Here is a 19,485-nt window from a genome sequence, read left to right on the forward strand (position 1 = left end):
GCAGGTGTGCGCAGTGACTGATGTTGCAGGGGTTTCGAAATCCACGTTGGGCAAGCTTTACGTCGTTGCCACGCCCATCGGCAACCTCGACGACATGAGTGCCCGGGCACTGAAGGTGTTGGCGGATGTCAGCCTGATCGCCGCCGAGGACACCCGCCACTCGGTGCGCCTGTTGCAGCATTTCGGCATCGACACGCCGCTGGCCGCTTGCCATGAGCACAATGAGCGTGACGAGGGCGGGCGCTTCATCACCCGCCTGCTGGTCGGCGACGATGTGGCGCTGGTGTCCGATGCCGGCACGCCGCTGATTTCCGATCCGGGCTATCACCTGGTGCGCCAGGCGCGTGCTGCGGGCGTGCAGGTGGTGCCGGTGCCGGGCGCCTGTGCGTTGATCGCCGCGCTGTCGGCGGCGGGGTTGCCGTCGGACCGCTTCATCTTCGAAGGCTTCCTGCCGGCCAAGGCCGCCGGGCGCCGGGCACGTCTGGAGCAGGTCAAGGAAGAGCCGCGCACCCTGATTTTCTACGAGGCGCCGCATCGGATCCTCGAGTGCCTGGAGGACATGGAGGCGGTGTTCGGTGGCGAGCGTCCGGCGCTGCTGGCGCGCGAGATCACCAAGACCTTCGAGACCCTCAAAGGCTTGCCGTTGGCCGAATTGCGCGCATTCGTACAGGGTGACAGCAACCAGCAGCGTGGCGAGTGTGTGGTGCTGGTGGCCGGCTGGAGCGCGCCGGAGGGCGAGCAGGCGATCAGTGCCGAGGCGCAGCGGGTGCTGGACCTGTTGCTGGCCGAGCTACCGTTGAAGAAGGCCGCGGCTTTGGCGGCCGAGATCACTGGGGTGCGCAAGAACCTGCTCTACCAGTTGGCGCTGGAGAAGCAGAAATCCCATTGATGGCGTAATGACATTGTTTGTCACATCACTTGTTCTTGAGCGCGCCTACCGGTAACCTTGGCGGCGGAGAGTCGATCGGACAGTCGCTGCCGTCTTTTGTTCCGCAAAAGGCGGGGGAGGAAAGTCCGGGCTCCATAGGGCAGAGTGCCAGGTAACGCCTGGGAGGCGCGAGCCTACGGAAAGTGCCACAGAAAACAACCGCCTAAGCGCTTCGGCGCCGGTAAGGGTGAAAAGGTGCGGTAAGAGCGCACCGCACGGCTGGCAACAGTCCGTGGCTAGGTAAACCCCACTCGGAGCAAGACCAAATAGGGTTCCATACGGCGTGGCCCGCGTCGGAACCGGGTAGGTTGCTAGAGGCGTCCAGTGATGGCCGTCGTAGAGGAATGACTGTCCTCGACAAAACCCGGCTTACAGATCGACTCTCCACCTCTCCTTTCCTGCTTGAATCGATAGCAGATGCGTCCTGGTAATACCGAAAAAATCTTACTCTTAATAAATTACTTTAACTTCTCACTCTATCCGCTTGAGTGTGTTTGATTTTTTCCGTCAGTTTTTCCCTCCTGTAATCCTTCCACCTTCCTTTGTTGCGCTAAATCGCCGTCCTGTAAGGGATTTCCTTATGAACGTGCCTTGACGGTGTGGCGGGCGGATTCCTATAGTGTGCGCAAGTGGCAGAAAGTGGGATGAAGTGGGTTTTCTGGCACAAAAAAGCTAACATTGTGGGGAATCGCAGCCGTGTTCCGCGGAGCCAACGCCGTCAGCCTCGATGCAAAGGGCCGTCTCGCCATGCCGAGCCGGTACCGTGACGAGCTCGATTCGCGTTGCAATGGTCAACTGATCGTGACCATCGACGCCGTTGACCCCTGCTTGTGTGTTTATCCCCTCGATGAGTGGGAACAGATAGAAGCCAAGTTGCGTGCCTTGCCGTCGTTGCGTGAGGAAAACCGTCGCCTGCAGCGTTTGCTGATCGGCAATGCGGTGGACCTGGAGCTCGACGGCAGTGGGCGTTTCCTGGTGCCACCCCGCCTGCGTGAGTACGCCAAGCTGGACAAGAAGGCGATGCTGGTGGGGCAGCTGAACAAATTCCAGCTGTGGGATGAGGATGCCTGGAACGCGGTTTCGGCAGCCGACCTTGCAGCTATTCAACAACCGGGCGCCATGCCCGATGATTTGCGTGACCTGATCCTGTGACCATAGATAGCGGCTTCAACCACATCACCGTCCTCCTCGACGAAGCCGTCGAGGCATTGGCCCTGCGCGCCGACGGTTGCTATCTGGACGGCACCTTCGGGCGTGGCGGCCACAGCCGCCTGATCCTCAGCAAGCTCGGGCCGCAAGGGCGGTTGCTGGGGTTCGACAAAGATCCTCAAGCGATTGCCACCGGGCAAGCGCTGGCGGCCGAAGACGGCCGCTTTGTCATTGTGCAGCGCAGCTTTGCCGAGCTCGGCGACGAAGTGCGCACCCGCGGTCTGGATGGCAAGGTCAGCGGCATTCTGCTCGACCTGGGCGTATCCTCGCCGCAGCTGGACGACCCCGAGCGCGGCTTCAGCTTCCTCAATGACGGCCCGCTGGACATGCGCATGAACCCGGGCCAGGGCATCAGCGCCGCCGAGTTCGTTGCCACCGCCCCCGTCGAAGAAATCGCCCGCGTGTTCAAGGAGTACGGCGAGGAGCGCTTCGCCGGTCGCATGGCGCGCGCCGTGGTCGAGCGCCGCGAGAAGCAGCCGTTCACCCGTACCGCTGATCTGGCCGAAGTGCTCAAGGTCGCCAACCCGGCCTGGGAAAAGGGCAAGAACCCTGCGACCCGCGCCTTCCAGGGCCTGCGTATCCATGTCAACAACGAGCTTGGCGACCTTGAGACCGGCCTTGAAGCCGCGCTCGACGCCCTTGAGGTGGGTGGCCGCCTGGCAGTGATCAGCTTCCACTCGTTGGAAGACCGTATCGTCAAACTGTTCATGCGCAAGCTGGTCAAGGGCGAGGCAGACAATCTGCCGCGCAACCTGCCGGTTCAGCACAAGGCCTTCGAGCCGAAGATCAAGTTGATCGGCAAGGCGCAGTTCGCCTCCGAAGCCGAACTCAAGGCCAACCCGCGGTCGCGCAGCGCCGTCATGCGGGTAGCGGAGAAGTTGCGGTGAGCAGGCTGTTTGCCAAGCCGCTGCCAGGCGGAAGCTTCCTGATGCTTCTGCTGTTCGTCGGCGTCCTGATTTCGGCGATCGCCGTTTCCTACAGCGCCCACTGGAACCGTCAGTTGCTCAACACCCTGTACGGTGAACTGAACGAGCGCGACAAGGCCCAGGCCGAGTGGGGCCGGTTGATCCTCGAGCAAAGCACCTGGACTGCCTCCAGCCGTATCGAGAACCTGGCCTCGGAGCAGCTCAGGATGCGCGTGCCCGCCGCTGACGAAGTGCGGATGGTGGCGCCATGATGAAGCTCGAAGGCGCACTCTACCCCTGGCGCTTCCGGGTGGTGATCGGTTTGCTGGCGCTGATGGTCGGCGCCATCTGCTGGCGCATCATCGACCTGCAGGTCGTCGACCGCGACTTCCTCAAGGGGCAGGGCGATGCTCGCAGCCTGCGCCATATTCCCATCCCCGCGCACCGCGGCCTGATCACCGATCGCAACGGCGAGCCGCTGGCTGTCAGTACGCCCGTCACCACCTTGTGGGCCAACCCCAAGGAAATGCAGGCGGCCAAGGACCGCTGGCCGCAGCTGGCCGCCGCGCTCGGGCAGAACCCGCAGCAGCTGAGCGAACGCCTCACCCAGCAGGCGAGCAAGGAGTTCATCTACCTGGTCCGCGGCCTGACCCCGGAGCAGGGCCAGCATGTGCTCGACCTGAAGGTTCCGGGCGTCTACGGCCTCGAAGAGTTCCGCCGCTTCTATCCGGCCGGCGACGTCACCGCGCACATGGTCGGCTTCACCGACCTGGATGACCATGGCCGTGAAGGCGTCGAACTCGCTTACGACGAATGGCTCGCCGGGGTGCCCGGCAAGCGGCAGGTGATCAAGGACCGGCGTGGCCGGCTGATCAAGGACATCCAGGTAACCAAGAACGCCAAGGCCGGCAAGACCTTGGCGTTGTCGATAGACCTGCGTCTGCAGTACCTGGCCACCCGCGAGCTGCGCAACGCCATTGCCGAACAGGAAGCCAAGGCCGGCAGCCTGGTGATCATGGACGTCAAGACCGGCGAGGTCCTGGCCATGGTCAACCAGCCGACCTACAACCCGAACAACCGCCGCAGCATGTTCCCGGCCGCGATGCGCAACCGGGCGATCATCGACGTGTTCGAGCCGGGCTCGACGGTCAAGCCGATTTCGATGAGCGCCGCCTTGCAGAGTGGCCGCTGGAAGGTCACCGACAAGGTCGAGGTGTATCCGGGCAGCCTGCAAATCGGCCGCTACACCATCAAGGACGTGTCGCGCAGTGAGGGCCCGATCCTCGACCTGACCGGCATCCTGATCAACTCGTCCAACGTCGGCATGAGCAAGATCGCCTTCGATATCGGTGGCGAGGCCATCTACCGGGTCATGTCCCAGGTTGGCCTGGGCCAGTACACCGGCCTCGGCTTCCCCGGCGAGCGCGTCGGCAACCTGCCCAACCACCGCGAGTGGCGCAAGGCCGAGACCGCGACCTTGTCGTATGGCTACGGCGTGTCGGTGACCGCCCTGCAACTGGTGCATGCCTACGCCGCCCTGGCCAACGACGGCAAGATGGTGCCGCTGTCGATCCTCAAGGTCGACAAGGCCCCGGAAGCGGTCCAGGCGATCCCCAAGGAAACCGCCGAAACCGTGCAGGGCATGCTGCAGCAGGTAATCGAGGCGCCGCGCGGGGTATTCCGTGCCCAGGTGCCGTTCTACCACGTGGGTGGCAAGTCCGGTACGGCACGTAAAGCCACCGTCGGCTCCAAGGGCTACACCGAGAACGCCTACCGTTCGCTGTTCGCCGGCTTCGGCCCGATGAGCGACCCGCGCTATGCCATCGTCGTGGTCATCGACGAGCCGAGCAAGGGTGGTTACTTCGGCGGCCTGGTCTCGGCCCCCGTATTCAGCAAAGTGATGTCGGGCACCCTGCGCCTGATGAATGTACCGCCGGACAACCTGCCGCCTTCGACGCAGCAAGCCAGCGCAGTACCCGCCAAGGGAGGGCGAGGTTGATGACGATGCCATTGAGCAAACTGTTCGCCCATGCCAGCCGCGATCCGTTGATCCGCGAGCTGACCCTGGACAGCCGCGCCGTACGTCCGGGCGACCTGTTCCTGGCCGTGCCGGGGGCCAAGGTCGATGGTCGCGCGCACATCGCCGATGCTCTGGCCCGTGGCGCCGCCGCGGTGGCCTATGAAGAGCAGGGCGCCAGCGTGCTGCCGCTCACCGATGCGCCACTGATTCCGGTCAAGGGTTTGATTGGCCAGTTATCGCAGATCGCCGGGCGCTTCTATGGCGAGCCGAGCCGTCAGCTCGACCTGGTCGGCGTGACCGGTACCAACGGCAAGACCAGCGTGACCCAGCTGCTGGGTCAGGCACTTGACGCCCTGGGCAAGCGTTGTGGCCTGATCGGCACTCTCGGCACCGGCTTTTATGGCGAGCTGCAGAGCGGCCGTCTGACCACGCCGGACCCGATCGCCGTACAATCGACCTTGAACGACCTGAAAAAGGGTGGCGCCAAGGCCGTGGCCATGGAGGTTTCCTCCCATGCCCTTGAACAGGGGCGGGTGGCCGCGCTGGACTTCGATATCGCGGTGATGACCAACCTGTCCCGCGACCACCTGGACTACCACGGCAGCATGGAGGCCTACGAGGCCGCCAAGGCCAAGTTGTTCGCCTGGTCGAGCCTACGTGCCCGGGTGGTCAACCTGGATGATGACTTTGGGCGTCGCCTGGCAGACGCTCCTGCCACATCGCGCCTGATCAGTTACAGCCTGCAGGATTCGGCGGCGACGCTGTTCTGCAAAGAGGCTGTCTTCAACGATGATGGCGTGCGCGCCGTGATCGTCACCCCACAGGGCGAGCATGTCCTGCGCAGCCGCCTGCTGGGGCGTTTCAACCTGAGCAACATGCTGGCGGTGGTAGCCACGCTGATGGCGCTGGATTACCCGCTGGATGAAATTCTCAAGGTCACCCCGCAACTGCACGGGCCGGTCGGCCGCATGCAGCGCCTGGGTGGCGGTGACAAGCCGTTGGTGGTGGTCGATTACGCCCACACCCCGGATGCCTTGGAAAAAGTACTCGAAGCGCTACGTCCGCACGCTCACGGCAAGCTGCTGTGCCTGTTCGGCTGTGGTGGCGATCGTGACGCCGGCAAGCGACCTCTGATGGCCGAAGTGGCCGAGCGCCTGGCCGACCGTGTGCTGGTCACTGACGACAACCCGCGTAGCGAAGACCCCCTGCGGATCTTCGACGATATTCGCCCCGGTTTCGCCAAGCCTGCGGCCGTCGCGTTCGTCGCCGGTCGTGGCGCTGCCATTGCCCAACTGATCGCCAGTGCCAGTGCCGACGACGTGATCGTCCTGGCCGGTAAGGGTCACGAGGATTACCAGGAGATCAATGGCCAGCGCCATGACTTCTCCGATCTGGTCGAAGCCGAGAAGGCCCTTGCCGCCTGGGAGGCTCCACATGCTTAAGCCCATGATGCTCAGCCAGCTGACTACGGCCTTGAACGCACGCCTGGCAGGCGCCGACGCAAGCTTCACCGGCGTCAGCATCGACAGCCGCAGCGTCGCTGCCGGTCAACTGTTCGTCGCCCTCAGCGGGCCGCGCTTCGATGGCCATGACTACCTGGCCGATGTGAAGGCCAAGGGTGCGGTCGCCGCGCTGGTCGAGCGCGAAATCACCGATGTCGATCTGCCGCAACTGGTGGTCGCCGACTGCCGGGTAGCGCTTGGCCAGCTCGGCGCGCTGAACCGTGCCGGCTTCGACAAGCCTGTGGTGGCCATCACAGGCTCCAGCGGCAAGACCACGGTCAAGGAAATGCTCGCCGCGATCCTGCGTACCCGCGGGCCGGTGCATGCCACCCGTGGCAACCTCAACAATGACCTCGGCGCACCGCTGTCCCTGCTGGAGATCGCCCCGGAGCACAGCGCCGCGGTGATCGAGCTGGGTGCCTCGCGCATCGGCGAGATCCGCTACACCGTCGGCCTGACCCGGCCGCAGGTAGTCATCATCAACAACGCCGGTACCGCCCACGTTGGCGAGTTCGGCGGCCCGGAGAAGATCGTCGAAGCCAAGGGCGAGATCCTCGAAGGCCTGGGCGAGGGCGGCACTGCCATTCTCAACCTGGCCGACAAGGCGTTCGACATCTGGCGCCAGCGTGCGGGCAATCACCGCGTCGTCAGCTTTGCGCTGGACAACCCGCAGGCCGACTTCCACGCCAGCGACATCGGCCGCGACACCCGTGGCTGCCCGTCGTTCACCCTGCACGGCCCGGACGGCAGCGTCCCGGTGCAGTTGAACCTGCTCGGCACCCACAACGTCAGCAACGCCCTGGCCGCCGCCGCCGCTGCCCATGCCGTTGGTCTGAGCCTGAGCGGCATCGCCGCCGGCCTTGGCGCCGTGCAACCGGTCAAGGGCCGTACCGTGGCGCAGATCGCGCCCAATGGTGTGCGAGTCATCGACGACAGCTACAACGCAAATCCCACCTCGATGTGTGCCGCCATTGATATACTCGCCGGCTTTTCCGGCCGCACCGTCCTGGTGCTCGGGGATATCGGCGAACTGGGGCAATGGGCCGAGGAAGGTCACCGCCAGGTGGGTGACTACGCACGTGGCAAGGTCGATGCGCTGTACGCGGTAGGCACCAACATGGCCTACGCCGTTCAGGCATTCGGTACCAATGGCCGCCATTTCGCCACTCAAGCTGAGCTGATCGAAGCCGTCAAGGCCGAGACCGCCAGCGACACCACTATCTTGATCAAGGGCTCGCGCAGCGCTGCGATGGAAAACGTCGTGGCCGCACTGTGCGGCGCCAGCGGGGAGAAACATTAATGCTGCTGCTGTTGGCTGAGTATCTGCAACAGTTCCACAAGGGCTTCGCGGTCTTCCAGTACCTGACCCTGCGCGGGATCCTGGGTGTACTGACCGCGCTGTCCCTGGCCCTGTGGCTGGGCCCGTGGATGATCCGTACCCTGCAGATCCGCCAGATCGGTCAGGCCGTGCGTAACGACGGCCCGCAATCGCACCTGTCCAAGTCCGGCACCCCGACCATGGGCGGGGCGCTGATCCTCTCCGCCATCGCCATCAGCACCCTGCTGTGGGCCGACCTGAGCAACCGCTATGTGTGGGTGGTGCTGATCGTCACCCTGGCGTTCGGTGCCATCGGCTGGGTCGACGACTACCGCAAGGTGATCGAGAAGAACTCCCGCGGCCTGCCGAGCCGCTGGAAGTATTTCTGGCAGTCGGTGTTCGGCCTGGCCGCGGCGATCTTCCTGTACAAGACCGCGCCGACCAGCGTTGAAACCACGCTGATCATCCCGATGCTCAAGGACCTGGCCATCCCGCTGGGCGCCGGCTTCATCGTGCTGACCTATTTCGTCATCGTCGGCTCGAGCAACGCGGTCAACCTGACCGACGGGCTCGATGGCCTTGCGATCATGCCGACGGTGATGGTCGGCGGTGCGCTGGGCATCTTCTGCTACCTGTCGGGCAATGTGAAGTTCGCCGAATACCTGCTGATCCCGTACGTGCCGGGCGCGGGCGAGCTGATCGTGTTCTGCGGCGCGCTGATCGGCGCGGGCCTGGGCTTCCTGTGGTTCAACACCTACCCGGCCCAGGTATTCATGGGCGACGTCGGCGCGCTGGCCCTGGGCGCTGCGCTGGGCACCATCGCGGTGATCGTGCGCCAGGAAGTCGTCCTGTTCATCATGGGCGGCGTGTTCGTGATGGAAACCCTGTCGGTGGTCATCCAGGTGGCCTCGTTCAAGCTCACCGGCAAGCGTGTGTTCCGCATGGCGCCGATCCATCACCACTTTGAACTCAAGGGTTGGCCCGAGCCACGGGTGATCGTCCGCTTCTGGATCATCACCGTGATTCTCGTGCTGATTGGCCTTGCCACCCTGAAACTGAGGTAAACGAGCGTGTCACTGATCGCTTCCGACCAATTCCGCATCGTTGTCGGCCTCGGCAAGAGCGGCATGTCCCTGGTTCGCTTCCTGGCGAGCCGGGGCATTGCCTTTGCGGTCGCCGACACCCGCGAGCAACCGCCGGAACTGGACACCCTGCGCCGTGAATACCCGCAGGTGGAAGTGCGCTGTGGCGAGCTGGACGTGGACTTCCTGTGCCGGGCCAGCGAGCTGTATGTCAGCCCCGGTCTGGCCCTGGCCACACCTGCGCTGCAACAGGCCGCCGCGCGTGGCGTCAAGCTGTCCGGCGACATCGAGCTGTTCGCCCGCCACGCCAAGGCACCGATCGTGGCCATCAGCGGCTCCAACGCCAAGAGCACCGTGACCACACTGGTCGGTGAGATGGCCGCCAAGGCAGGCAAACGTGTGGCGGTCGGCGGTAACCTCGGCACCCCGGCCCTCGACCTGCTGGCTGACGACGTCGAGCTGTACGTGCTGGAGCTGTCGAGCTTCCAGTTGGAGACCACCGACCAGCTCAACGCTGAAGTGGCCACCGTGCTGAACATCAGCGAAGACCACATGGACCGCTACAGCGGCCTGCCGGCCTATCACCTGGCCAAGCACCGGATCTTCCGCGGCGCCCGCCAGGTGGTGGTGAACCGCCAGGATGCCCTGAGCCGTCCGTTGCCGGTCGAAGGCCGGCCGAGCTGGAGCTTTGGACTCAACGCGCCGGACTTCAAAGCCTTTGGGCTGCGCGAGGTCGATGGCGAGAAGTACCTGGCGTTCGAATTCCAGGCCCTCATGCCGGTGCGTGAGCTGAAGGTCCGTGGCGCCCATAACCAGAGCAACGCCCTGGCCGCGCTGGCCCTCGGCCATGCCGTCGGCCTGCCATTCGAGCCAATGCTCGAGGCCCTGCGTGAGTTCAAGGGTCTGGCCCATCGCTGCCAGTGGGTGCGCGAGCGCAACGGGGTGAACTGGTACGACGATTCCAAGGCCACCAACGTCGGTGCAGCGCTGGCCGCCATCGAAGGCCTGGGCGCCGATATCGAAGGCAAGCTGGTGCTGATCGCCGGTGGCGATGGCAAGGGCGCCGACTTCGCTGCCTTGCGCGAGCCGGTAGCTCAACACTGCCGCGCCGTGGTGCTGCTTGGCCGTGACGCCGAGCGTCTGGCCGCAACCTTGGGCGATGGCGTGCGGCAAGTCCGGGTCAAGACCCTGGACGAAGCCGTGCACCGCTGCGCCGAACTGGCCCAGCCGGGTGACGCGGTGCTGCTGTCGCCGGCCTGCGCCAGCCTCGACATGTTCAAGAACTTCGAAGAACGCGGGCGCCTGTTCGCCCAGGCAGCGGAGGGGCTGGCATGATCTTCGGCATCCTCAAGCCGTACCCGTCGCCGCTGATCAGCGGCCGTGGCATCGACCTTGACTTCCCGCTGCTGGCTGGCTGCCTGGCGCTGCTCGGCCTGGGCCTGGTGATGATCACCTCGGCCTCCTCCGAAGTGGCTGCGGTGCAGTCGGGCAACCCGCTGTACCACATGTTCCGCCACCTGGTGTACGTCACCCTCGGCCTGGGCGCCGGGTTGATGACCATGCTGGTGCCGATCGCCACCTGGCAGCGCATGGGCTTCCTCATGCTGATCGGTGCCTTCGGCCTGCTGGTGCTGGTACTGGTGCCGGGCATTGGCCGCGAGGTGAACGGCTCGATGCGCTGGATCGGCTTCAGCTTCTTCAACGTGCAGCCGTCGGAGATCGCCAAGGTCTTCGTGGTGATCTACCTCGCCGGTTACCTGGTGCGCCGGCAGACTGAGGTGCGCGAGAGCTGGATGGGCTTCTTCAAGCCGTTCATCGTGCTGTTGCCGATGGCCGGCCTGCTGCTGATGGAGCCGGACTTCGGCGCTACGGTGGTGATGATGGGCGCCGCGGCGGCCATGCTGTTCCTCGGCGGGGTGGGGTTGTTCCGCTTCTCGCTGATGGTGGTGCTGGCGGTCATATCGGTGGTGGTGCTGGTCCAGGCCCAGCCCTATCGGATGGCGCGTTTGATCACCTTCACCGACCCCTGGAGCGACCAATTCGGCTCCGGCTACCAGCTGACCCAGGCGTTGATCGCCTTCGGTCGTGGCGAATGGTTGGGCGTGGGCCTGGGCAACAGTGTGCAGAAGCAGTTCTACCTGCCCGAGGCGCACACCGACTTCGTGTTCTCGGTGCTGGCCGAAGAGCTGGGGGTGGTCGGTTCGCTGCTGACCATTGCACTGTTCGTGTTCATCACCGTGCGTGCCCTGTACATCGGCCTGTGGGCCGAGAAGGCCAAGCAGTTCTTCGCCGCCTACATGGCCTTTGGCCTGTCGTTCCTGTGGATCGGCCAGTTCCTGATCAACATCGGCGTGAACGTCGGCCTGTTGCCGACCAAGGGCCTGACCCTGCCGTTCCTCAGCTACGGGGGTAGTTCGCTGGTGATCTGTTGCGCCTGTGTCGGGCTGCTTTTACGCATCGAGTGGGAGAGCCGTACCCATCTGGGCAGCGAGGAACACGAATTCAAGGAGAGCGATTTTGCCGAGGAGCCCAGCCATGGCCGCTGACGGCAAGAATGTCCTGATCATGGCCGGTGGCACCGGGGGCCACGTGTTCCCGGCCCTGGCCTGCGCCCGTGAGTTCCAGGCCCGTGGCTACAGCGTGCACTGGCTGGGGACCCCGCGTGGCATCGAGAACGAACTGGTGCCCCAGGCCGGCCTGCCGCTGCACCTGATCCAGGTCACCGGCCTGCGCGGCAAGGGCAAGCTGTCGCTGCTCAAGGCGCCGTTCACCCTGGTCAAGGCCGTGCTGCAGGCGCGGCGCATCGTCCGTGAGCTCAAGCCGGTCTGCGTGGTCGGCTTCGGTGGCTATGTGACCGGCCCCGGTGGCGTAGCCGCGCGGTTGTGTGGCGTGCCACTGGTGATCCACGAGCAGAACGCCCGCGCCGGTACCACCAATCGTTTGCTGTTGCCGCTGGCCGAGCGTGTCTGCGAAGCCTTCCCGGACACCTTTGCCGCCAGCGACAAGCTGCGCACCACCGGCAATCCGGTGCGCTCGGAGCTGTTCATGGACGCGGCGCGCACGCCCCTGGTCGAGCGCCGTGCGCGCCTGCTGGTCATGGGCGGTAGCCTCGGTGCGGAACCATTGAACAAATTGTTGCCTAAGGCCCTGTCCGAAGTGCCGGAAAACCTGCGCCCCGAGGTGTTCCACCAGGCTGGAAAGAACCATGCCCCCGTCACCGCCGAGCGTTATCACGAGGCGGGTGTCGAGGCCCAGGTCGAACCGTTCATCAAGGACATGGCCCATGCCTATGGCTGGGCCGATATGGTGGTGTGCCGGGCCGGCGCCCTGACCGTCAGCGAACTCGCGGCGGCAGGCCTGCCCTCGATGCTGGTGCCCTTGCCCCACGCCATCGACGACCACCAGACCCACAACGCCCAATACCTGGCACGTGAAGGCGCCGCCTTCCTGATGCCACAAGCGACTACTGGCGCAGCGCAGCTCGCTGAACGCCTGAACGAGGTGCTGATGCAACCCGAGAAACTCAACGCCATGGCCGGCACCGCCCGCCGCCTGGCCAAACCTGCCGCAACCAGCACCGTGGTGGATATCTGCCTGGAGGTGGCCCATGGTTGAGAGCCAGAAAGCCATGCCGCATCCGAAGATGGGCCGCATCCGTCGTATCCACTTCGTCGGTATCGGCGGCGTGGGCATGTGCGGCATCGCCGAAGTGCTGCTGAATCTCGGCTATGAAGTGTCCGGCTCCGACCTCAAGGTGTCGCCGGTCACCGAGCGCCTTGAGTCGTTCGGCGCCGAGATCTTCGTCGGCCACCGCGCCGAGAACGCCGCCAACGCCGATGTGCTGGTGGTGTCCAGCGCGATCAATCCGGCCAACCCGGAAGTCGCCACCGCACTGGAGCGCCGCATCCCCGTGGTGCCGCGTGCCGAGATGCTCGCCGAGCTGATGCGCTATCGCCATGGCGTGGCGGTGGCCGGCACCCATGGCAAGACCACCACCACCAGCCTGCTGGCCTCGGTGTTCGCCGCCGGTGGCCTGGACCCGACCTTCGTCATCGGTGGTCGCCTGACCGCGGCCGGGACCAACGCGCAGTTGGGCACCAGCCGCTACCTGATCGCCGAAGCCGACGAGAGCGACGCCAGCTTCCTGCACCTGCAGCCCATGGTCGCCGTGGTCACCAACATCGACGCCGACCACATGGCTACCTACGAAGGCGACTTCAACAAGCTGAAGAAGACCTTCGTCGAGTTCCTGCACAACCTGCCGTTCTATGGGCTGGCGGTGATGTGCCTGGACGACCCGGTGGTGCGCGAGATCCTGCCGCAGGTCAAGCGCCCGACGGTCACCTACGGCTTCAGCGAAGAGGCCGACATCCGCGCCATCAATGTGCGTCAGCAGGGCATGCAGACCCACTTCACCGTGCTGCGCCGTGACTGCGAGCCGCTGGACGTGTCGGTGAACATGCCGGGCAACCACAACGTGCTCAACGCTTTGGCGACCATCGCCATCGCCACCGACGAAGGCATCAGCGACGAGGCCATCGTCCAGGGCCTGTCGGGCTTCCAGGGCGTCGGTCGACGCTTCCAGGTCTATGGCGAGCTGCCGGTCGACGGTGGCAGCGTGATGCTGGTAGACGACTACGGTCACCACCCGACCGAGGTCGCCGCGGTGATCAAGGCCGTGCGTGGTGGTTGGCCGAGCCGCCGCCTGGTGATCGTCTACCAACCGCACCGCTATAGCCGCACCCGCGACCTGTACGACGATTTCGTCCAGGTGCTCGGCGATGCCAACGTGCTGCTGCTGATGGAGGTCTACCCGGCCGGCGAAGAGCCGATCCCCGGCGCCGACAGCCGCCAGCTGTGCCACAGCATCCGACAGCGCGGCAAGCTCGACCCGATCTACATCGAACGCGGCGCCGAGCTCGCGCCGCTGGTCAAGCCGCTGCTGCGCGCCGGCGACATCCTGATCTGCCAGGGTGCCGGTGATGTCGGCGGCTTGGCCCCGCAATTGATGAAAAGCCCGCTGTTCGCAGGCGCCAAGCAGGAGAAGTCGAAATGACCAGCGCCTACGACAAGTTGCACTCGACCCTGGACGTCAAGGCCTTTGGCCGCGTCGCCGTGCTGTACGGTGGCAAGAGTGCCGAGCGTGAGGTTTCCCTGAAGTCGGGCAAGGCAGTGATCGAGGCGCTGACCAACGCTGGTGTCGACGTAGTCGCCATCGACGTCGGCGACGACCTGCTGACCCGCCTGCAGAGCGAGAAGATCGACCGCGCCTTCATCATCCTCCACGGCCGCGGCGGTGAGGACGGCAGCATGCAGGGCCTGCTCGAGTGCCTGGGGATTCCCTACACCGGCAGTGGCATCCTCGCCTCGGCGCTGGCGATGGACAAGCTGCGCACCAAGCAGGTGTGGCAGAGCCTGGGCATCCCTACGCCGCGTCACGCCGTGCTGGCCAGCGAGCAGGATTGCGTGGCCGCCAGCGCGGAACTGGGCTTCCCGTTGATCGTCAAACCCGCCCATGAAGGTTCAAGCATCGGCATGGCCAAGGTGAACAGCGAGCAAGAGCTGGTCGCCGCCTGGAAAGACGCCGCCAACTACGATTCGCAAGTTCTGGTCGAGCAATGGATCCACGGCCCGGAATTCACCATCGCCGTGCTGCGTGGCCAGGTGCTGCCGCCGATCGCGCTGGGCACGCCGCACGTGTTCTACGACTACGACGCCAAGTACATCGCCAATGACACCCAGTACCGCATCCCGTGCGGCCTGGACAGCGTCAAGGAGCAGGAGCTGATCGACCTTACCGCGCGCGCCTGCGATGCCGTTGGCATCGAGGGCTGGGGCCGTCTGGACGTAATGCAGGACGAGCAGGGCCGTTTCTGGCTGCTTGAGGTCAACACCGCACCGGGCATGACCGACCATAGCCTGGTGCCCATGGCGGCCCGTGCCGCCGGCCTGGACTTCCAGCAGCTGGTGCTGGCGATCCTGGCCGACAGCGTAGCGACGAGAGGTTAATAGCCATGCAAGGCGCGATGATACGTCAGCAGCCACCCGTTACCGGCCGTAGCAAGCCGGTGCCGCGTGGTGCCAGCCGACTGGTGGCCGACGAGCCCGTATCGGCGCGCCTGCCGCGGCCAAGCTTCGGCGGCCTCAAGCGCCTGCTGTGGCCGGTATTGCTGGTGGCCGCCGGTTTTGGCGCCTATGAGGGTGCCATTCGCCTGATGCCGTACGCCGACCGGCCAATCACCAAGATCGACGTGCAGGGCGACCTCAGCTACATCAGCCAGCAGTCGGTGCAGCAGCGGATCGCGCCCTATGTGGCGGCGAGCTTCTTCACCGTCGATCTGGCGGCGATGCGCGTCGAGCTCGAGCAGATGCCCTGGATCGCCCACGCCGAAGTGCGCCGGGTGTGGCCGGACGAGGTGGTGATCCGCCTGGAAGAGCAGTTGCCGGTGGCGCGCTGGGGCGACGAGGCCTTGCTCAACAACCAGGGCCAGGCCTTCACCCCGCGCGAACTGGCCAACTACGAGCACCTGCCGCAGCTGTTCGGGCCGCAGCGCGCTCAGCAACAAGTCATGCAGCAGTATCAGGTATTGAGCCAGATGCTGCGCCCCATGGGCTTTTCCATCGCTCGCCTGGAGTTGCGCGAGCGCGGCAGCTGGTTCCTGACCACCGGCGCGGGTAGCGCCGGCCCAGGCATCGAGCTGCTGCTGGGGCGCGACCACCTGGTGGAGAAGATGCGCCGTTTCATTGCCATTTACGACAAATCGCTTAAAGACCAGATCACCAATATCGCCCGCATCGATCTGCGTTATTCCAACGGACTTGCCGTTGGTTGGCGGGAACCGAATGCACCGACGACGGCCCAACCCGCCGTTGCGAAGAATTAGAGAGAGGCAGGACCATGGCAAACGCGCATAGCGGCAAAATGATCGTCGGGCTGGACATCGGCACCTCCAAGGTGGTGGCGCTGGTGGGTGAAGTCGGCGAGGACGGCACCCTGGAGATCGTCGGGATCGGCACCCATCCGTCACGCGGCCTGAAGAAGGGCGTGGTGGTGAACATCGAATCGACCGTGCAGTCGATCCAGCGCGCCGTCGAAGAGGCCCAGCTGATGGCCGGCTGCCGCATCCATTCGGCGTTCGTCGGTGTTGCCGGCAACCACATCCGCAGCCTGAACTCCCACGGCATCGTCGCCATCCGCGACCGCGAAGTCAGCACCGCCGACCTCGAGCGCGTGCTCGATGCCGCCCAGGCCGTGGCCATCCCAGCCGACCAGCGGGTGCTGCACACCCTGCCGCAGGACTACGTGATCGACAACCAGGAAGGCGTGCGCGAGCCCCTGGGCATGTCGGGGGTGCGCCTGGAAGCCAAGGTCCACGTGGTTACCTGCGCGGTCAACGCGGCGCAGAACATCGAAAAATGCGTGCGCCGCTGCGGTCTGGAAATCGACGACATCATCCTCGAGCAACTGGCCTCGGCCTACTCGGTGCTGACCGACGACGAGAAAGAGCTGGGCGTGTGCCTGGTGGATATCGGTGGCGGCACCACCGACATCGCCATCTTCACCGAAGGCGCGATCCGCCACACCGCGGTGATCCCGATTGCCGGCGACCAGGTCACCAACGACATCGCCATGGCCCTGCGTACGCCTACGCAGTACGCCGAGGAAATCAAGATCCGCTACGCCTGTGCCCTGGCCAAGCTGGCCGGCGCCGGCGAGACCATCAAGGTGCCGAGCGTGGGCGATCGCCCGCCGCGCGAGCTGTCGCGCCAGGCCCTGGCCGAAGTGGTGGAGCCGCGTTACGACGAGCTCTTCACCCTGATCCAGGCCGAGCTGCGCCGCAGCGGCTACGAGGACCTGGTGCCGGCCGGCATCGTCCTCACCGGCGGCACCGCGAAGATGGAAGGCGCCGTGGAACTGGCCGAGGAAATCTTCCACATGCCGGTACGCCTGGGCGTGCCGCACAGCGTTCGCGGGCTGAGCGACGTGGTCCGCAATCCGATCTATTCCACTGGCGTGGGCTTGCTCACCTACGGCCTGCAGAAGCAGTCCGAGGACCTGTCCATGACCGGTATCAGCAACAGCAGCAACAGCAACAACAGCTATGGCGATGAACCCAAGGGGCCAGTGCTTGAACGACTCAAGCGTTGGGTCCAGAGCAACTTCTGAGTTTCAAAGCAGTAGTGGTAGGCGCGACAACTAGAGAACTGTAAGGAGAGGGAAAATGTTCGAGCTCGTAGACAACGTCCCGCAAAGCCCGGTCATCAAGGTGATCGGTGTCGGCGGTGGTGGCGGCAACGCCGTCAACCACATGGTCAAAAGCAACATCGAAGGCGTCGAGTTCATCTGCGCCAACACCGATGCCCAGGCGCTGAAGAACATTGGTGCACGCACCATTCTGCAGCTGGGTACCGGCGTGACCAAAGGCCTGGGCGCAGGCGCGAATCCGGAAGTCGGCCGTCAGGCCGCGCTGGAAGACCGTGAGCGCATCGCCGAAGTGCTGCAAGGCACCAACATGGTGTTCATCACCACCGGCATGGGCGGCGGTACCGGTACCGGTGCTGCGCCGATCATCGCCGAAGTGGCCAAGGAAATGGGCATCCTCACCGTTGCGGTGGTGACCCGTCCGTTCCCGTTCGAAGGCCGCAAGCGCATGCAGATCGCCGACGAAGGCATCCGCATGCTGGCTGACAGCGTCGACTCGCTGATCACCATCCCCAACGAGAAGCTGCTGACCATCCTGGGCAAGGATGCAAGCCTGCTGTCCGCCTTCGCCAAGGCCGACGATGTACTGGCCGGTGCCGTTCGCGGTATCTCCGACATCATCAAGCGCCCGGGCATGATCAACGTCGACTTTGCCGACGTGCGCACCGTGATGAGCGAAATGGGCATGGCGATGATGGGGACCGGTTGCGCCAGCGGCCCGAACCGTGCACGCGAAGCCACCGAGGCGGCGATCCGCAACCCGCTGCTCGAAGACGTCAACCTGCAGGGCGCCCGCGGCATCCTGGTGAACATCACCGCAGGCCCGGACCTGTCGCTGGGTGAATACTCCGACGTGGGTAGCATCATCGAAGCCTTCGCCTCCGACCACGCGATGGTCAAGGTCGGCACCGTGATCGACCCGGACATGCGCGACGAGCTGCACGTCACCGTCGTGGCCACTGGCCTGGGCGCGCGCATCGAGAAGCCGGTCAAGGTGGTCGACAACACCCTGCAGACCGCTCAACAGGCGTACGAGGCCTCCAACCCGGCCCCGGTTCGCCAGGAGCAGTCGGCCGTCAACTACCGTGACCTGGAGCGTCCGACCGTGATGCGCAACCAGGCCCATGCAGGTGCCGCGGCAGCCGCTAAACTCAACCCTCAGGATGATCTGGACTACCTGGATATCCCGGCGTTCCTGCGTCGTCAGGCCGATTAATGGAATTTATCAGGGGTATAAGGGTGATTGGTGTTCAGCAAAGGCCGGGTCTGTTATCATCCCCAGCCTTTGTTGATACCTGTTCGCAATTTGCGCTGAAGCGGCCAATGCCATGATTAGACAACGCACCCTGAAGAATACCATCCGTGCCACAGGCGTCGGCCTGCACTCCGGGGAGAAGGTCTACCTGACCCTCAAGCCTGCGCCTGTCGACAGCGGCATCGTCTTCCGTCGCGCCGACCTCGACCCTGTGGTCGAAATCCCGGCGCGCGCGGCCAACGTCGGCGAGACCACCATGTCCACCACGCTGGTCAACGGTGACGTCAAAGTCGATACGGTCGAGCACCTGCTCTCCGCCATGGCGGGCCTGGGCATCGATAACGCCTACGTCGAGCTCTCCGCCTCGGAAGTGCCGATCATGGATGGCAGCGCCGGACCCTTCGTATTCCTGATCCAATCGGCCGGCCTGGAAGAACAGGACGCACCGAAGAAGTTCATCCGCATCCTGCGTGAAGTGACAGTGGAAGAGGGCGACAAGCGCGCCACTTTCCTGCCCTTCGACGGGTTCAAGGTGAGCTTCGAGATCGACTTCGATCACCCGGTCCTCAAGGGCCAGACCCAGAGCGCGGTCGTCGACTTCTCGAGCACCTCGTTCGTGAAGGAAGTCAGCCGGGCCCGTACCTTCGGTTTCATGCGTGACATCGAGTACCTGCGCAAGCACAACCTTGCGCTGGGTGGCAGTGTCGAGAACGCCATCGTCGTCGACGAAACCGGTGTGCTCAACGAAGACGGCCTTCGTTCCGATGACGAATTCGTCAAGCACAAGATCCTCGACGCCATCGGCGATCTGTACCTGCTGGGCAACAGCCTGATCGGCGAGTTCAAGGGCTACAAGTCCGGACACGCGCTGAACAACCAGCTGCTGCGCAAGCTGATCGCAGAAACCGACGCCTGGGAAGTGGTCACCTTCGAAGATGCCAGCACGGCACCGATCTCGTACATGCGCCCTGTTGCGGCTGTGTAAGTTCGAACACTCTCTCTAGTGATTAAGGCCACCTTCGGGTGGCCTTTTTTATGGGGCATTGCAGGCAGTGGCGCTCCT

At 64.6% G+C, this 19,485-nt stretch carries 17 protein-coding genes and 1 other RNA gene; all 18 read left to right on the plus strand.

The window, feature by feature from the left end; all coding sequences use genetic code 11:
- The first annotated feature begins 13 nt into the window (after positions 1 to 13).
- The 18 genes from rsmI to lpxC all read left to right on the plus strand — a co-directional run bounded on the left by rsmI (position 14) and on the right by lpxC (position 19,407).
- Entirely contained in the window at positions 14 to 889 is an 876-nt protein-coding gene (rsmI, locus tag ABZO33_RS09955) for a 16S rRNA (cytidine(1402)-2'-O)-methyltransferase (RefSeq protein WP_414535900.1), read from the plus strand.
- Between the two features lie 67 nt (positions 890 to 956).
- An RNA gene (gene rnpB / locus ABZO33_RS09960) (RNase P RNA component class A) lies at positions 957 to 1,316 on the plus strand.
- Positions 1,317 to 1,624: 308 nt separating this feature from the next.
- Positions 1,625 to 2,080: a division/cell wall cluster transcriptional repressor MraZ gene (gene mraZ, locus ABZO33_RS09965; protein ID WP_011535546.1), complete on the plus strand. Its 456-nt coding sequence runs from the start codon at positions 1,625 to 1,627 to the stop codon at positions 2,078 to 2,080.
- A complete protein-coding gene (gene rsmH, locus ABZO33_RS09970; RefSeq protein WP_414535901.1) occupies positions 2,077 to 3,024 on the plus strand; it encodes a 16S rRNA (cytosine(1402)-N(4))-methyltransferase RsmH in 948 nt (315 codons plus the stop codon). The genes mraZ and rsmH overlap by 4 nt, the downstream gene beginning before the upstream one ends.
- On the plus strand, positions 3,021 to 3,314 hold the full coding sequence (gene ftsL / locus ABZO33_RS09975) for a cell division protein FtsL (protein WP_414535902.1): 294 nt from the start codon (positions 3,021 to 3,023) through the stop codon (positions 3,312 to 3,314). The genes rsmH and ftsL overlap by 4 nt, the downstream gene beginning before the upstream one ends.
- On the plus strand, positions 3,314 to 5,041 hold the full coding sequence (locus ABZO33_RS09980) for a peptidoglycan D,D-transpeptidase FtsI family protein (RefSeq protein WP_414536335.1): 1,728 nt from the start codon (positions 3,314 to 3,316) through the stop codon (positions 5,039 to 5,041). The genes ftsL and ABZO33_RS09980 overlap by 1 nt, the downstream gene beginning before the upstream one ends.
- Entirely contained in the window at positions 5,041 to 6,504 is a 1,464-nt protein-coding gene (locus ABZO33_RS09985; RefSeq protein WP_414535903.1) for a UDP-N-acetylmuramoyl-L-alanyl-D-glutamate--2,6-diaminopimelate ligase, read from the plus strand. The genes ABZO33_RS09980 and ABZO33_RS09985 overlap by 1 nt, the downstream gene beginning before the upstream one ends.
- A complete protein-coding gene (locus ABZO33_RS09990; RefSeq protein WP_414535904.1) occupies positions 6,497 to 7,864 on the plus strand; it encodes a UDP-N-acetylmuramoyl-tripeptide--D-alanyl-D-alanine ligase in 1,368 nt (455 codons plus the stop codon). The genes ABZO33_RS09985 and ABZO33_RS09990 overlap by 8 nt, the downstream gene beginning before the upstream one ends.
- Positions 7,864 to 8,946 carry a phospho-N-acetylmuramoyl-pentapeptide-transferase gene (mraY, locus tag ABZO33_RS09995; RefSeq protein WP_414535905.1) on the plus strand — a complete coding sequence of 361 codons (1,083 nt, stop codon included), beginning with the start codon at positions 7,864 to 7,866 and terminating at the stop codon, positions 8,944 to 8,946. The genes ABZO33_RS09990 and mraY overlap by 1 nt, the downstream gene beginning before the upstream one ends.
- Before the next feature lie 6 nt (positions 8,947 to 8,952).
- On the plus strand, positions 8,953 to 10,299 hold the full coding sequence (murD, locus tag ABZO33_RS10000) for a UDP-N-acetylmuramoyl-L-alanine--D-glutamate ligase (protein ID WP_414535906.1): 1,347 nt from the start codon (positions 8,953 to 8,955) through the stop codon (positions 10,297 to 10,299).
- Positions 10,296 to 11,510 (plus strand): putative lipid II flippase FtsW, encoded by a 1,215-nt coding sequence (gene ftsW / locus ABZO33_RS10005; RefSeq protein ID WP_414535907.1) that lies wholly within the window; start codon positions 10,296 to 10,298, stop codon positions 11,508 to 11,510. The genes murD and ftsW overlap by 4 nt, the downstream gene beginning before the upstream one ends.
- Positions 11,500 to 12,579, plus strand: coding sequence for an undecaprenyldiphospho-muramoylpentapeptide beta-N-acetylglucosaminyltransferase (gene murG, locus ABZO33_RS10010; protein ID WP_414535908.1), 1,080 nt, complete (start codon positions 11,500 to 11,502; stop codon positions 12,577 to 12,579). The genes ftsW and murG overlap by 11 nt, the downstream gene beginning before the upstream one ends.
- Positions 12,572 to 14,020, plus strand: coding sequence for a UDP-N-acetylmuramate--L-alanine ligase (murC, locus tag ABZO33_RS10015; RefSeq protein WP_414535909.1), 1,449 nt, complete (start codon positions 12,572 to 12,574; stop codon positions 14,018 to 14,020). Before murG ends, murC begins: the two co-directional genes overlap by 8 nt.
- Positions 14,017 to 14,973: a D-alanine--D-alanine ligase gene (locus tag ABZO33_RS10020; protein ID WP_046857006.1), complete on the plus strand. Its 957-nt coding sequence runs from the start codon at positions 14,017 to 14,019 to the stop codon at positions 14,971 to 14,973. The genes murC and ABZO33_RS10020 overlap by 4 nt, the downstream gene beginning before the upstream one ends.
- Positions 14,974 to 14,978: 5 nt before the next feature.
- Positions 14,979 to 15,848, plus strand: a complete 870-nt coding sequence (locus tag ABZO33_RS10025; RefSeq protein WP_217867138.1) for a cell division protein FtsQ/DivIB — start codon at positions 14,979 to 14,981, stop codon at positions 15,846 to 15,848.
- Positions 15,849 to 15,862: 14 nt separating this feature from the next.
- Positions 15,863 to 17,131, plus strand: a complete 1,269-nt coding sequence (gene ftsA, locus ABZO33_RS10030; RefSeq protein ID WP_414535910.1) for a cell division protein FtsA — start codon at positions 15,863 to 15,865, stop codon at positions 17,129 to 17,131.
- Positions 17,132 to 17,186: 55 nt separating this feature from the next.
- Positions 17,187 to 18,383 carry a cell division protein FtsZ gene (gene ftsZ / locus ABZO33_RS10035; RefSeq protein WP_414535911.1) on the plus strand — a complete coding sequence of 399 codons (1,197 nt, stop codon included), beginning with the start codon at positions 17,187 to 17,189 and terminating at the stop codon, positions 18,381 to 18,383.
- Between the two features lie 112 nt (positions 18,384 to 18,495).
- Positions 18,496 to 19,407, plus strand: a complete 912-nt coding sequence (gene lpxC, locus ABZO33_RS10040; RefSeq protein WP_046857004.1) for a UDP-3-O-acyl-N-acetylglucosamine deacetylase — start codon at positions 18,496 to 18,498, stop codon at positions 19,405 to 19,407.
- Positions 19,408 to 19,485 lie beyond the last annotated feature (78 nt).

Source organism: Pseudomonas sp. CAM1A (genome assembly GCF_047501685.1).
Classification (GTDB): domain Bacteria; phylum Pseudomonadota; class Gammaproteobacteria; order Pseudomonadales; family Pseudomonadaceae; genus Aquipseudomonas.